The 14,056-nt window shown below is 61.9% G+C and carries 15 protein-coding genes and 1 tRNA gene; 14 read left to right on the top strand and 2 right to left on the bottom strand.

What is annotated here, in order from left to right; all coding sequences use genetic code 11:
- Positions 1 to 304: 304 nt before the first annotated feature.
- The gene (locus BPRO_RS16325; RefSeq protein WP_011484175.1) at positions 305 to 937 is read right to left on the bottom strand and encodes an ANTAR domain-containing response regulator; all 633 of its coding nucleotides are present in this window, start codon (positions 935 to 937) and stop codon (positions 305 to 307) included.
- A gap of 111 nt (positions 938 to 1,048) precedes the next feature.
- On the opposite strand from BPRO_RS16325, the gene tsaD reads away from it, so the two are divergent.
- Positions 1,049 to 2,092, top strand: a complete 1,044-nt coding sequence (tsaD, locus tag BPRO_RS16320; RefSeq protein ID WP_011484174.1) for a tRNA (adenosine(37)-N6)-threonylcarbamoyltransferase complex transferase subunit TsaD — start codon at positions 1,049 to 1,051, stop codon at positions 2,090 to 2,092.
- Positions 2,093 to 2,227: 135 nt separating this feature from the next.
- Here tsaD and BPRO_RS16315 read toward each other — a convergent pair whose 3' ends face one another.
- On the bottom strand, positions 2,228 to 2,629 hold the full coding sequence (locus BPRO_RS16315; RefSeq protein ID WP_011484173.1) for an Hsp20/alpha crystallin family protein: 402 nt from the start codon (positions 2,627 to 2,629) through the stop codon (positions 2,228 to 2,230).
- Positions 2,630 to 2,756: 127 nt separating this feature from the next.
- Here BPRO_RS16315 and BPRO_RS16310 point away from each other — a divergent pair, with 127 nt between their 5' ends.
- From BPRO_RS16310 to nuoE, 13 genes are all read left to right on the top strand, one after another.
- Positions 2,757 to 4,022 (top strand): branched-chain amino acid ABC transporter substrate-binding protein, encoded by a 1,266-nt coding sequence (locus tag BPRO_RS16310; protein ID WP_011484172.1) that lies wholly within the window; start codon positions 2,757 to 2,759, stop codon positions 4,020 to 4,022.
- 76 nt (positions 4,023 to 4,098) lie between these two features.
- Complete coding sequence (locus tag BPRO_RS16305; RefSeq protein ID WP_011484171.1) at positions 4,099 to 5,286, top strand: pyridoxal phosphate-dependent aminotransferase; 1,188 nt, start codon at positions 4,099 to 4,101, stop codon at positions 5,284 to 5,286.
- A 123-nt stretch (positions 5,287 to 5,409) separates the two neighbouring features.
- On the top strand, positions 5,410 to 5,676 hold the full coding sequence (rpsO, locus tag BPRO_RS16300; protein ID WP_011484170.1) for a 30S ribosomal protein S15: 267 nt from the start codon (positions 5,410 to 5,412) through the stop codon (positions 5,674 to 5,676).
- A 217-nt stretch (positions 5,677 to 5,893) separates the two neighbouring features.
- Positions 5,894 to 8,017 (top strand): polyribonucleotide nucleotidyltransferase, encoded by a 2,124-nt coding sequence (pnp, locus tag BPRO_RS16295; protein WP_011484169.1) that lies wholly within the window; start codon positions 5,894 to 5,896, stop codon positions 8,015 to 8,017.
- A gap of 77 nt (positions 8,018 to 8,094) precedes the next feature.
- Entirely contained in the window at positions 8,095 to 9,117 is a 1,023-nt protein-coding gene (locus tag BPRO_RS16290) for an NAD(P)H-quinone oxidoreductase (protein ID WP_011484168.1), read from the top strand.
- Between the two features lie 45 nt (positions 9,118 to 9,162).
- Entirely contained in the window at positions 9,163 to 9,900 is a 738-nt protein-coding gene (gene tpiA, locus BPRO_RS16285; protein ID WP_011484167.1) for a triose-phosphate isomerase, read from the top strand.
- A 33-nt stretch (positions 9,901 to 9,933) separates the two neighbouring features.
- Positions 9,934 to 10,356 (top strand): preprotein translocase subunit SecG, encoded by a 423-nt coding sequence (gene secG, locus BPRO_RS16280; protein ID WP_011484166.1) that lies wholly within the window; start codon positions 9,934 to 9,936, stop codon positions 10,354 to 10,356.
- Positions 10,357 to 10,472: 116 nt separating this feature from the next.
- Positions 10,473 to 10,557, top strand: a tRNA-Leu gene (locus BPRO_RS16275).
- A 100-nt stretch (positions 10,558 to 10,657) separates the two neighbouring features.
- Positions 10,658 to 11,017 (top strand): NADH-quinone oxidoreductase subunit A, encoded by a 360-nt coding sequence (locus tag BPRO_RS16270; RefSeq protein ID WP_011484165.1) that lies wholly within the window; start codon positions 10,658 to 10,660, stop codon positions 11,015 to 11,017.
- Between the two features lie 63 nt (positions 11,018 to 11,080).
- Positions 11,081 to 11,560 carry a NuoB/complex I 20 kDa subunit family protein gene (locus BPRO_RS16265; RefSeq protein WP_011484164.1) on the top strand — a complete coding sequence of 160 codons (480 nt, stop codon included), beginning with the start codon at positions 11,081 to 11,083 and terminating at the stop codon, positions 11,558 to 11,560.
- Entirely contained in the window at positions 11,560 to 12,171 is a 612-nt protein-coding gene (locus tag BPRO_RS16260; RefSeq protein ID WP_011484163.1) for an NADH-quinone oxidoreductase subunit C, read from the top strand. Before BPRO_RS16265 ends, BPRO_RS16260 begins: the two co-directional genes overlap by 1 nt.
- Positions 12,172 to 12,296: 125 nt before the next feature.
- Entirely contained in the window at positions 12,297 to 13,550 is a 1,254-nt protein-coding gene (locus BPRO_RS16255; RefSeq protein ID WP_011484162.1) for an NADH-quinone oxidoreductase subunit D, read from the top strand.
- A gap of 17 nt (positions 13,551 to 13,567) precedes the next feature.
- Complete coding sequence (nuoE, locus tag BPRO_RS16250; RefSeq protein WP_041389945.1) at positions 13,568 to 14,056, top strand: NADH-quinone oxidoreductase subunit NuoE; 489 nt, start codon at positions 13,568 to 13,570, stop codon at positions 14,054 to 14,056.

Genomic DNA, 14,056 nt, shown 5'->3' with positions numbered 1-14,056 from the left:
CACGTCGGAAACGTGAATGCGGGGTACGAACGCCTTTGTTCTGGGGGTTCAACACACTTCGCCGTTGAAGCGGTTGGACCCTGGTCATCATCGACCAGTGATCAAGAATAAGCAAAACCTGTGCCAGCTTCTGGGTGCTGTGCAAGGTTTTCAAGTGAGAACAGGAAAGCCTCTATGGTCCTTTGAAATTCGGCATTGGGCGCTACGTTATTGGTAGCGCAGGAGGGTGCTGAAAGGGTGTGTGGTGCATTTTTACGGGTCCGCACCTAATTTGTGCGCTGCACCATTTGGGGTTGGCTGCGCGTCAGCCCAGCAGCTCGGCCAGGTCCAGCATGCGCTGCGCCACTTCGCCAAGGCGCAGGCCCTTATCCATCGCGGCTTTACGCAGCTTTTCATAGGCTGCCTGCTCGGAAAGACCCTGGCGCTGCATCAATATTCCTTTCGCCCGGTCGATGACCTTGCGGTCCTGCAGCTCGGTTTTGGCATGTGCCAACTCGCGCCTGAGGTTCTGTTCGTATTCAAAACGCGCCATGGCGACGTCCAGAATGGGGCGTATCCGGTCGGGTGAGAGGCCCGCCACGATATAGGCGGACACGCCCGCAGCCACGGCGTCTTTCACATGTGTGGTGTCGTTGTCGTTGGTGAACAGCACAATGGGGCGCCGCTCGTCGCGGGTGGCCATGACCACATGTTCCAGTGAGTCGCGGGCCTCGCTCTCGGCGTCCACAATGATCATGTCAGGCTGCAGCTGGGCCAACCGCTCGTGGAGAAAGGCGTCAGCCGGCAACACAGCCACGATGTTGTAACCGTTTTCGAGCAAGCCAATACGCAACTGGCGTGAGCGTTCGATCAGCGCCAGGGCGACCTCATCTGCTGCGTCGGATGTGGACAAATCCGGCGCGATCACAACAAGACGCAGGGATTGGGGCGATGACATGTCCTGTGACGTGCAAGATTCGCGCCAGATTGCGGGCCGGCTGTTCCCGTTTTCGCGACAGGAAGGTCCTTCTCCAGGCCCGGGAAAGCGCTCAACCTTACACTTGGGGCGATGCTAGTCCTTGGAATTGAGTCGAGTTGCGATGAAACGGGTGTGGCGCTGGTGGATGCCGGCGGCAGCGAGGTGCCGCGCCTGCTCTCGCATGCCTTGTTCAGCCAGATCCAGATGCACCAGGCGTATGGCGGCGTGGTGCCCGAGCTGGCCAGTCGTGACCACATACGGCGGGTCCTGCCCTTGACGCGCCAGGTCATGGCGCAGGCCGGGCGGTCGCTGGCGCAGGTGGATGTGGTGGCTTACACGCGCGGGCCGGGGCTGGCTGGCGCACTGCTGGTGGGCGCCGGCGTTGCCTGCGCCCTGGCGGCCGCGCTGGGCAAGCCGGTGATGGGCGTGCACCATCTGGAGGGGCATTTGCTGTCGCCGTTCCTGAGTGCCGATCCGCCGGTGTTTCCGTTTGTGGCCCTGCTGGTTTCCGGCGGGCACACCCAACTGATGCGGGTGGACCGTGTCGGCAGTTACGAGCTGCTGGGAGAAACCATCGATGACGCGGCGGGCGAGGCCTTTGACAAGTCGGCAAAGCTGATGGGTTTGCCCTATCCCGGGGGGCCGCATCTGGCTGACCTGGCACGGCAGGGCGATGGCACCGCCTTCAAATTGCCCCGACCCTTGCTGCACAGCGGAGACCTCGATTTTTCGTTCGCGGGGCTGAAAACCGCGGTGCTGACCCAAGCCAAAAAACTGGGTCCTGAACTGGAAAACCGCAAAGCGGATCTGGCTGCGGCCACCCAGGCGGCCATCGTGGATGTACTGGTCAAGAAATCGCTGGCCGCCATGGCGCAAACCGGCCTGAAGCGACTCGTCGTTGCGGGCGGCGTGGGGGCCAATGCCCTGCTGCGCAGCCAGCTGAATGCGGCCTGCCAGCAACGCGGCATCCGCGTGCATTACCCGGAGCTGCACCTGTGCACGGACAACGGCGCGATGATCGCGCTGGCCGCCGGCATGCGCCTGCAGGCCGGCCTGGAAACGCTGCAGCGCGGCTACACCTTTGACGTGAAGCCGCGCTGGAGTTTGACCCCCACGGTCGCTCGCTCCGCGTAGCTCCCTGCCCCCCGAGGGGGCCGCTGCGCCTGCGGCCCGGCAAAGCCGGTTCCGCGGCCCTGGCTGGCATAACTTCCCGCCCCTCGTGGGGACCGCCGGCGAACATTCCAGCGAATACTCGGTCCTGATCAGGGATTACTGTATGTCGAGGCGGGTGACGTTGCTGACTGGGATTTTTTTGCCCAGCGTCAGCGTCAGCACACCGTTTTCAAGTTTTGCGCTGCTGTTGGCAACGTCAATTTCAAGGGGAAAGCGCCAGGCCGCCTTGACGCTGCGGGCGGCCTCAGCCTTGCTCGCCACGCGCACCACATCGCCTTCAATGCCAATGTCCAGCTGATCTTTGGCCAGGCCCGGAACGTCGAGCTGCAGCGTATAGCTTTTCTCCAGGTCTTCCACGGTGGCGGCTTTGGCCGCACCTGCATCCGGCAGCGACGAGAAGGTGTCATTGAGGAATTTCTCCAATGCGCCGTTGCTGGCGACGGGCGGGTAGCTGCGCTGGAAGCTGCGGGCGGGACGGGTAGCGACGGAGTAAAACATGCGGGTTCCTTTGATCGACGGGGGGAGGTTTCCCCTTACACTGCGCGGCGTTCACCATGATTGCCGCATGCTCATCAATTAGGTGTACGGACGATTTATTCAAGCGAAAACCGGGATGTATTTATTCATGCAAAAACTCTTGAGACGCGTCGCGCTGGCCCTATGTCTGGGCACTGCATTGGCCGCCCAGGCGCAGCCGGCTGTCCAGCCGCCGGTGCGGATCGCGCTCATCGAGAGCCTCTCCGGGCCCTTCGCCAACACCGGTGAAGCGGTGTTCCGCAACCTGGTCTGGGCTACCGAGCGCGTCAATGCGCGCGGCGGCGTCAAGCTGCCCGGCGGTGCGCGCAACCTGGCGGTCGAGCGCTACGACAACAAGGGGCAGAACGAGGAGGCCCTGGCGGCGTTGCGTTCGGCCATCGATGACGGCGTGACGGTGATCGCGCAGGGCAATTCGTCGGCCATAGCGGCAACGCTGATTGATGCCATCAACAAGCACAACGAGCGTGAGCCGGGCAAGCGCGTGCTGTTCCTGAACTATTCGGCGGTCGATCCCATCCTGACGAACGAAAAGTGCAGCTACTGGCATTTCCGTTTTGATGCCCACGCCGACATGCGCATGGCGGCCCTGATGGATGTGCTCAAGGATGACAAGGCGGTCAAAAGCGTCTACCTGATCGGCCAGGACTACAGCTTTGGCCAGGCGGTGCTGCGTGAGGCCCGCAAGCAGCTTGGCGCGCAGCGTCCCGATGTGCAGATCGTCGGGGACGAGTTGCATGCGCTGGGGCGGGTGAAGGACTTCATTCCTTACGCCGTGAAAATCAAGGCCAGCGGCGCGCAGGCGGTGCTGACCGGGAACTGGGGCAATGACCTGACACTGCTCATCAAGGCCGCGAAGGAAGTGGGTTATGAGGGCAAGTTCTATACCTTCTATGGCAATGCGCTGGGCGTGCCGGCGGCGCTGGGCGATGCCGGCGTGGGCAAGGTGATTGCGGTGGCGGACTGGTTTCCCAACGAACCCGGCGATGCGTCCGAGATTTTCTACCAGGCGTTTCGCCAGCGCTTTCCCAGGCCGCAGGATGACTATGTGCACATGCGCATGCAGCTGATGATGGAGGCGTTTGCCCAGGGTCTTGAAAGGGCTGGCTCGACGGAGTCGGGCGCCGTGGCTGCACAGCTTGAGCGGGCCGCCGTGGCTGTGTCAGGTCACAAGGGCGCGATGCGTGCGGCCGACCACCAGTTCCAGCAGCCGCTGTTGGTGGCGATGATGGGTAAGCAGGGCGCACCCGGTGTCAAATTTGACGTCGAGGGGTCGGGTTACGGTTTTCGTGTTATCAAGACCATCGCGCCCGAGCGGGCCGAGCAGCCGCACAGCTGCAAGATGGTGCGGCCCTGATCCAGTCGCCCCCATCCCCGTTCCCCCGTCCGGTGAGCCGGCGCAACAGGTCCATCCATTGAATTAAAGGGCAAGCATGAGACAGGCAGTAGTGAATCTTGAAGAGTCGATGATCCGCCAGGTGGCTAACGCCGGCATGGGCCGCACCGACGTGCTCAAGTTCTGGTTTGGCGAGAGCGATGAGGTCACGCCCGCTTTCATCCGCGACGCCGCGATGGCTTCGCTGCAGCAGGGCGAAACTTTCTACGCCCACAACCTGGGCCTGCCCGAGTTGCGGGAAGCCATTGCCCGCTACGCCACCGCGCTGCGCTGCCCGGGCGCCGCTCCCATAGGTGTTGAGCGCATCGCCGTCACGTCGGGCGGCGTGAATGCGCTCATGCTGGCCGTGCAGGCGCTGGTGGATGCCGGCGACGAGGTGGTGGCCGTGACGCCGGTCTGGCCCAACCTGACGGCGCAACCGGCCATCCTGGGCGCCCGTGTGAAGTGCGTCAGCCTCAAGCCGGTAGCGGGGCAATGGCAGCTCGACATGGCGGAACTGCTGGCGGCCATCACGCCCGCAACCAAGCTGCTGATCGTGAATGCCCCCAACAACCCGACCGGCTGGACGCTGACGCGCGCCGAGCAGGAGGCGCTTCTGGCGCACTGCCGGCGTACCGGCACCTGGATTCTGGCCGACGAGGTCTATGAGCGGCTGTATTTCGAAGCCACACCGAACGGTTGTGCCCCCAGCTTTCTGGATATTGCCGCCCCGGAGGACCGTCTCGTCGTCGTCCACAGCTTTTCGAAGAGCTTTCTCATGACAGGCTGGCGCCTGGGCTGGCTGGTGATGCCGCCTGCCATGACGCCGCACATGGGCAAGCTGGTGGAGTTCAATACCTCCTGCGCTCCGGTATTTATCCAGCGGGCCGGGCTGGTGGCGATCGAGCGCACGGCGGACATCACGCCCCGCGTGGTGGCGCACCTGAAAACCTGCCGCGACACGCTGGTTCCCCTGCTGCAGGCTGTGCCCGGCGTGCAGGTGGCGCCGGCCAAGGGCGGGATGTATGCCTTTTTCAGGCTGGAGGGGCAGGCGGGGTTCAATGACTCGCTGGCCACGGCCAAGCGGCTGGTGGTCGAGGCCGGGCTGGGCCTGGCGCCAGGCAATGCCTTCATGGTCAACCCGGCGCCCGAAGCCCAGGGCTGGCTGCGCTGGTGTTTTGCCAGCCAGGACGTGGCCAGGCTGGGGCAGGGGGTGGATCGTCTGCGGCGCTGGCTTGGGCTATAATCCAAGGCTCTGCGCAGTGGCTCGCCCTTTTCGGGCGGCCCGCCAGAACACGACGAAAGCGGTCAACTCCCATGTCGGGAACGCTGCTTCGCTCGCAAGTGCACAGGTTGCAAGAGGAAAATCATGATCGAGAAATCAATCAAGGCCGAGATCGTCAAGGCCAACGCACGCGCTGCCAACGACACCGGCAGTCCTGAAGTCCAGGTCGCACTGCTGACCGGCCGCATCAACGAGCTGACCCCCCATTTCAAGGCCAACGCCAAAGACCACCATGGTCGCCGCGGCTTGCTGCGCATGGTGAGCCGCCGCCGCAAGCTGCTGGACTACCTGAAGTCCAAAGATGCTGACCGTTATACCGCGCTGATCGCCAAGCTTGGCCTGCGCAAATAAGCGGTAAAACGATTTGAGAGCGCCTGAGTTAGTTCACCTAGCTCAGGCGCTTTTTACTTCGGAGCAAGGCAAAACGAGCACGCGCTGTGTCATTCCACAAGAAAAGTCCTCATCACCCCGTGATTCAGGCGTTTTGTGGAATGGCATCGTGTTCAGCCAGCCCCGCTCCGGGCCCCAGGGTGCAGCCTCATGCACCCGGATCTAGTGGAGCAATAACATGAGCATTTTTAATAAAGTTACCAAATCCTTCCAGTGGGGCCAGCACAAGGTCACGATGGAAACCGGTGAAGTCGCGCGCCAGGCCAGCGGTGCCGTGGTTGTCGACATGGACGGCACCGTGGTGCTGGCCACCGTGGTTGCCAAGACCGATGCCAAGCCCGGCCAGGACTTTTTCCCCCTGACGGTCGATTACCTCGAGAAAACCTACGCAGCCGGCCGCATTCCTGGCAGCTTTTTCAAGCGTGAAGGCCGCCCCAGCGAATTTGAAACGCTGACGTCGCGCCTGATCGACCGTCCGATTCGTCCGCTCTTCCCCGAAGGCTTCTTCAACGAAGTGCAGGTCGTGATCCATGTGTTGTCGCTGAACCCTGAAGTCGAGGGCGACATTCCCGCGCTGATCGCATCGAGCGCCGCCCTGTCGATTTCCGGCATTCCGTTCAACGGCCCGATTGGCGCCGCCCGCGTGGCCTACGTCGACGGCCAGTATGTGTTGAATCCCGGCAAGACCCAGCTGAAAGATTCGAAGATGGATCTGGTCGTGGCCGGCACCGAAGCCGCCGTGCTGATGGTCGAGTCCGAAGCCCAGCAGCTGTCTGAAGAAATCATGCTCGGCGCCGTGGTGTTTGGTCACGAACAGGCCAACATCGCCATCAACGCAATTCACGAACTCGTGCGCGACGCCGGCAAGCCGGTCTGGGACTGGCAGGCGCCGGCGAAAGACGAGCCGCTGATTGCAAAGGTCAACGAACTGGCCGGCGCCAAGCTGCAGGCCGCTTACCAGATCCGCAGCAAGCAGGCGCGCACCCAGGCTTGCCGCGTGGCTTATGCCGACGTGATGGCCGCCCTGAAGGCGGACGGCGTGGCATTTGACGGCGTGACCGTTGAAGGCATGCTGTTCGACATCGAAGCCAAAATCGTCCGCAGCCAGATCCTGGCCGGCGAGCCACGCATTGACGGCCGCGACACGCGAACCGTGCGTGCCATTGAAATCCGCAACAGCGTGCTGCCCCGCACCCACGGCTCGGCCCTGTTCACGCGCGGCGAAACCCAGGCGCTGGTCGTCACCACGCTGGGCACCGAGCGCGACGCGCAGCGCATCGACGCACTGTCGGGCGACTACGAAGACCGCTTCATGCTGCACTACAACATGCCTCCGTTCGCCACCGGCGAAACCGGCCGTGTCGGCAGCCCGAAACGCCGCGAGATCGGCCACGGCCGTCTGGCCAAGCGCGCCCTGATTGCCGTGCTGCCCACAAAAGAAGAATTCCCATACACCATGCGCGTGGTGTCTGAAATCACCGAATCCAACGGCTCCTCGTCGATGGCTTCGGTCTGCGGCGGCTGCCTGTCGCTGATGGACGCCGGCGTTCCGATGAAAGCGCACGTGGCTGGTATCGCCATGGGCCTGATCAAGGAAGAAAACCGTTTCGCCGTGCTGACCGACATCCTGGGTGACGAAGATCATCTGGGCGACATGGACTTCAAAGTGGCCGGTACCACCTTCGGTATCACCGCGCTGCAGATGGACATCAAGATCCAGGGCATCACGAAAGAGATCATGCAGGTTGCGCTGGCCCAGGCCAAGGAAGCCCGCATGCACATCCTGGGCAAGATGCAGGAAGCCATGGGTGAAGCCAAGGCCGAGGTGTCTGACTTCGCGCCGCGCCTCTACGTGATGAAGATCAATCCCGAGAAGATCCGTGACGTGATCGGCAAGGGCGGCGCCGTCATCCGTGCGCTGACCGAAGAAACCGGCACGCAGATCAACATCGAGGAAGATGGCACGATCACCATCGCGTCGAACGACAGCGCCAAGGCCGACGAGGCCAAGCGCCGCATCGCCGAGATCACCGCGGAAGTCGAAATCGGCAAGGTCTACGAAGGCGCCATCACCAAGATCCTGGACTTCGGTGCACTGGTCAACCTGCTGCCCGGCAAGGACGGCCTGCTGCACATCAGCCAGATCGCCCACGAGCGTGTCGAGAAGGTCACCGACTACCTGAGCGAAGGCCAGATCGTCAAGGTCAAGGTTCTGGAGACCGATGAAAAAGGTCGCGTCAAGCTGTCGATGAAGGCCTTGCTGGACCGTCCTGCCCAAAATCAGGATCAGGACCGGGGTTAATCTTTTAACTGCTATTGATTTTGTAGCCGCTAGTCCCTGAATATGCGGACTGGCGGCGCAAATGATCTGGAATCCCTATGAAAGCCATTGAAATCACCTCCTATGGTGCGCCTGATGTGCTGCGTCTGGGCGAACGCCCTGACGCGCAAGCCGGCGCCGGTGAAGTGTTGATTCGCGTCAAGGCCAGTGGCGTGAACCGCCCGGATGTGTTCCAGCGGACGGGCAATTACCCGGTCCCGCCGGGTGCTTCCGACATTCCCGGCCTGGAAGTGGCGGGTGAGATCGTGGCGGGCGATGCTGCGGCGATGGCGGCGGCCGGTTTCAAGATCGGTGATCGCGTTTGCGCGCTGGTCGCCGGCGGCGGCTATGCCGAGCTCTGCGTGGCGCCCGTGGGCCAATGCCTGCCCGTGCCCACTTGCAACGGCGTGGCGCTGAGTGACGTGGAGGCGGCCGCGCTGCCCGAGACCTTCTTCACCGTCTGGAGCAATGTCTTCGACCGCGCGCGACTGCAGGCTGGGGAGACGCTCCTGATTCAGGGCGGCTCCAGCGGCATTGGCGTCACGGCCATCCAGATGGCCAAGGCGCTCGGCGCGACGGTCCTGGTGACAGCGGGCAGCGACGAAAAATGCGCCGCCTGCCTGGCACTGGGTGCCGACCATGCGATCAATTACAAGACCGCTGACTTTGTCCAGGAAGTGAAGAAACTGACGAACGGCCAGGGTGTCAATGTCATTCTTGACATGGTGGCCGGCAGCTACGTCTCGCGTGAAGTCGATAGCCTGGCGGAAGATGGCCGCCTGGTCATCATCGCAGTGCAGGGCGGCGCCAGGGCGGAGATCAACGCCGGTCTGGTGTTGCGCCGGCGGCTCACCATCACCGGTTCCACGCTGCGGCCCCGTCCGCTGGCGTTCAAGACCGCCATTGCCAATGCGCTCAAGGAAAAAGTCTGGCCGCTGATTGTCAGCGGTGCGATCAAGCCCGTGATTCACAGCACGTTTGCGGCTGTGGATGCGGGCAGCGATACGGGTAGCGGCGCGGCCCGTGCCCACGCACTGATGGAGTCCAACCAGCATGTCGGAAAAATCGTTTTAACCTGGTAATCAAGGCCAAGCAGGATGAAAAAGCTGATTGCGGGAAACTGGAAGATGAATGGCAGTCTGGCTGCCAATGCCGCGTTGCTGGAGGCGCTGGGGGAAGGGCTGAAAGACCTGAGCCTCCCGCTCACCTGCGAGGTGGCCGTGTGCGTACCAGCGCCCTACCTGGCACAGGTTCAAGGCCTGAAATCGAGCCGATCCAGCCTGTCAGCCCTGGCAGTGGGGGCGCAGGATGTTTCGGCGCAAGCCTCGGGTGCCTACACCGGCGAGGTCAGTGCGGCCATGCTCCAGGACTTCGGCTGCCGGTATGTGATCGTGGGCCATTCCGAGCGTCGCCAGTACCACGGCGAATCAGATGCGCTGGTGGCCGACAAGGCCAAGGCGGCACTGGCGGCAGGGATCACGCCCATCGTCTGCATTGGTGAAACGCTGGCCGAGCGCGAGGGCGGCCACACGGAAGAGGTGGTCAAGCGCCAGCTTGCCGCGGTGATCCATGTCAACGGGCACTGCATCAGCGAGATCGTGGTGGCCTACGAACCCGTCTGGGCCATAGGCACCGGAAAAACGGCTTCGCCCGAAGAGGCGCAGGCGGTTCATGCGGTGCTGCGGGCCCAGCTCAGGGCGGCGACCGACCATCCGATGCGTGTGAAAATCCTGTACGGCGGCAGCATGAATGCGGCCAATGCGGCAGCGCTCCTGAGCCAGCCCGACATCGACGGCGGCCTGATAGGCGGCGCCTCGCTCAAAGCCCCGGATTTTTTGAAAATTATTGCTGCAGCCCAGATTTGACGGCTGCAGAACGCTATTAATTTAGGAGTAGATATGAACGTTGTATTGACCATTGTCCTTGCCCTGCAAATGCTCGCCGCCTTAGGCATGATTGGCCTGATCCTGGTGCAGCACGGCAAAGGCGCCGACATGGGTGCAGCGTTTGGCAGTGGCGGCTCGGGCAGCCTGTTTGGCGCCAGTGGCAGCGCCAATTTTCTGTCCCGTACCACCGGCGTACTGGCTGCGGTGTTTTTTGCCTGCACCCTGCTGCTGGCTTATTTCGGCAATGCGCAGCCGCGCACCAGCTCCAGCGTGCTGGACGCTGCCGCTGTCTCGGGGGCGGCTTCTGCACCCGCGCCTGCCGCGTCGGGGGCTGCACAAATTCCTGGTACCACGGCACCTGCAGCTGTCCAGCCTGCGGTTCCTGCGCCACCTGCTCCCGCCGCATCAGGTGCTGCGCAAATCCCAACGAAATAACATGATTAAGGTGTCGCACCCGGCCGGGAGGGGCGCGATTTCAGGTTAAACTCTAAAGCTGTCTGGAAAGCTCAAAACCGCGAGGTTTCCTCATGCCATCCGGACAGCTGAATACCGCGGACGTGGTGAAATTGGTAGACACGCTATCTTGAGGGGGTAGTGCCGAAAGGTGTGCGAGTTCGAGTCTCGCCGTCCGCACCAGATTGACAAGCATCGGCAGCGGCGCTTTGGGCGAAGCTGTCGGGGCAAACGGCAGGCTGAAATAAACCGCGCAGGTGGCTTTTCAGAAGTTGAATCCACGATGAACCTCGATCAATACCTTCCTGTTCTCCTGTTTATTCTGGTCGGTGTGGGTGTCGGTGTGGTGCCCCAAGTGCTGGGTCGTTTGCTGGGCCCGGTGCGTCCCGACAGCGAAAAAAATTCCCCCTACGAGTGCGGCTTCGAAGCTTTCGAGGATGCCCGCATGAAATTCGATGTGCGCTACTACCTGATCGCCATCCTCTTCATTCTTTTTGACCTCGAAATCGCGTTCCTCTTTCCCTGGGCGGTTGCGCTCAAGGAGGTTGGTTCGGTGGGTTTCTGGTCGGTCATGATTTTCCTGGGCATTCTGGTCGTGGGCTTTGTCTACGAGTGGAAAAAGGGTGCGCTGGACTGGGAATAAGAAAAGATCCCGAGGGTTCTTCGCGACGAGGTCGCCACCAAATCCACCAAATAAGGTACGGGTATGTCACTTGAAGGTGTTTTCAACGAAGGCTTCATGACTACGAGTTACGACTCGGTGGTCAACTGGGCCAAGACCGGCTCGCTGTGGCCCATGACTTTTGGTCTGGCCTGCTGCGCCGTGGAAATGATGCATGCGGGCGCGGCCCGTTATGACATGGACCGTTTCGGCATGCTGTTTCGGCCCAGCCCGCGCCAGTCCGACCTGATGATTGTTGCCGGCACGCTGTGCAACAAGATGGGGCCCGCCCTGCGCAAGGTGTACGACCAGATGTCCGAGCCGCGCTGGGTGCTCTCCATGGGCTCCTGCGCCAACGGAGGCGGTTACTACCACTACAGTTATTCCGTGGTTCGCGGTTGCGACCGCATCGTTCCGGTGGATGTCTATGTGCCGGGCTGCCCGCCCACCGCCGAAGCGCTGTTGTACGGCATCATCCAGTTGCAGCAGAAAATCCGCCGCACCAACACGATCGCGAGGGCCTGATGCTGTCCTCGTTTCCCGTTTCCGCCACGCAGCTTGGCGACACCATCGCGGCGGTGCTCGGCGACAAGGTCAAGAGCCTGAAGATCGCGCTGGGTGAGGTGACCGTGACGGTCGGCGCCGCCGATTACCTCGCGTCGGCCGTTCTGTTGCGCGATGCCGCAGGCTGCCGCTTCGAGCAGCTGATCGACCTGTGCGGCCTGGACTACTCCGAATACAAGGATGGCCAATACGATGGCCTGCGCTACTGCGTTGCCTCGCATCTGCTGTCGGTCAGCCTGAACCAGCGCGTGCGGCTCAAGGTGTTTTGCCCTGATGACGATTTCCCGGTCGTTGACTCAGTGAATGGTGTGTGGAACTCGGCCAACTGGTTCGAGCGTGAAGCGTTTGACCTCTACGGCATCATCTTTGAAGGCCATAACGATCTGCGCCGCATCCTGACCGACTACGGTTTCATCGGCCATCCTTTCCGCAAGGATTTCCCGACCACGGGCTACGTGGAAATGCGCTATGACGCCGAGCAAAAGCGCGTGATTTACCAGCCGGTCACCATCGAGCCCCGCGAGATCACGCCTCGCGTGATTCGTGAGGACAACTACGGTGGCCTTCAATGAGCCCCCACGCTCGTCACTGCGTGAGCCTGCGGCAGTTCGCTGCCCCTTGCACTAAAGAGTGGGGCGCTGCCTTGCTTGGGGCGGCCCGGCGCGGCAGCATTAGCACTGCAAAAATTTGGTAGACCATGGCTGAAATCAAAAACTACACGCTCAATTTTGGACCGCAGCATCCGGCGGCACATGGCGTTTTGCGCCTGGTGCTGGAGCTTGACGGCGAGGTGATCCAGCGCGCCGACCCGCACATCGGTCTGCTGCACCGCGCGACTGAAAAACTGGCCGAAAGCAAAACCTACATCCAGTCACTGCCCTACATGGACAGGCTCGACTATGTGTCGATGATGTCCAATGAGCAGGCCTATTGCCTGGCCATCGAGAAATTGCTGGGCGTGGATGTGCCCATACGTGCGCAATACATCCGGGTGATGTACGCGGAAATCACGCGCCTGCTCAACCACCTGCTGTGGTTGGGCGCGCACGGTTTCGACTGCGGCGCGATGAACATCCTGATTTACTGCTTTCGCGAACGCGAGGCGCTGTTTGACATGTACGAGGCCGTTTCGGGTGCGCGCATGCATGCGGCCTACTTCCGGCCGGGGGGCGTTTACCGCGACCTGCCCGATACCATGCCGCAGTACCGCGTCAGCAAGATCAAGAACGCCAAGGCCATTGCCGCGCTGAACGAAAACCGCCAGGGGTCCCTGCTCGATTTCATCGATGACTTCGTGGCCAAGTTCCCGCGGCTGGTGGACGAGTACGAAACGCTGCTGACCGACAACCGCATCTGGAAGCAGCGCACGGTGGGCGTCGGGGTCGTGTCGCCCGAGCGCGCGCTCAACCTCGGTTTCACCGGCCCTATGCTCCGGGGCTCCGGCTTCGCCTGGGACCTGCGCAAGCAGCAGCCCTACGATGTCTACGACCGTATGGATTTCGACATTCCCGTTGGAAAGACCGGCGATTGCTACGACCGCTACCTGGTTCGCATCGAAGAGATGCGCCAGTCCAACCGCATCATCAAGCAGTGCATCGACTGGCTGCGCGTCAACCCTGGCCCGGTGATCACCAGCAACCACAAGGTCGCGGCGCCTGACCGTGAATCCATGAAGACCAACATGGAAGAGCTGATTCACCACTTCAAGCTTTTCACTGAAGGTTTTCACGTGCCCGAAGGCGAGGCCTATGCCGCGGTCGAGCATCCCAAGGGCGAGTTCGGCATCTACATCGTCAGCGATGGTGCCAACAAGCCATACCGCCTGAAAATCCGCCCGCCCGGCTTTCCGCACCTGGCGGCCATGGACGAAATGTCGCGCGGCCACATGATTGCCGACGCCGTCGCCGTGATCGGCACCATGGACATTGTGTTCGGTGAAATTGATCGCTAAAACTGATGATTTCAACCATGATTTCTGAACAAACCAAAGCCCGTTTTGACCGCGAGGTTGCCAAGTACCCGGCGGACCAGAAGCAGTCGGCCGTGATGGCCTGCCTCACGATCGTGCAGGAAGAGCAGGGCTTTGTCAGCGCCGAGAGCGAGAAGCTGGTGGCCGAGTACCTGGGCATGACGCCGATTGCCGTGCACGAAGTCACCACCTTCTACAACATGTACAACCAGCAGCCGGTGGGCAAGTACAAGCTCAATGTCTGCACCAACCTGCCGTGCCAGTTGCGCGATGGCGCCAGGGCGCTCAAGCATCTGGAGCACAAGCTGGGCATTTCCATGGGCCAGACAACGGCCGACGGCCTGTTCACGCTGCAGCAGTCCGAATGCCTGGGGGCCTGCGCGGACTCCCCGGTGATGCTGGTCAACGACCTCACGATGTGCAGCTTCATGAGCGATGAGAAACTGGACCAACTCATCGATGGTCTCAAATCCGCCGAGGCGAAGTAA

The sequence above is a fragment of the Polaromonas sp. JS666 genome, assembly GCF_000013865.1.
Taxonomy (GTDB): domain Bacteria; phylum Pseudomonadota; class Gammaproteobacteria; order Burkholderiales; family Burkholderiaceae_C; genus Polaromonas.
The sequence above is the reverse complement of the archived record's forward strand: the minus strand, read 5'-3'. Positions and strand labels throughout refer to the sequence as shown.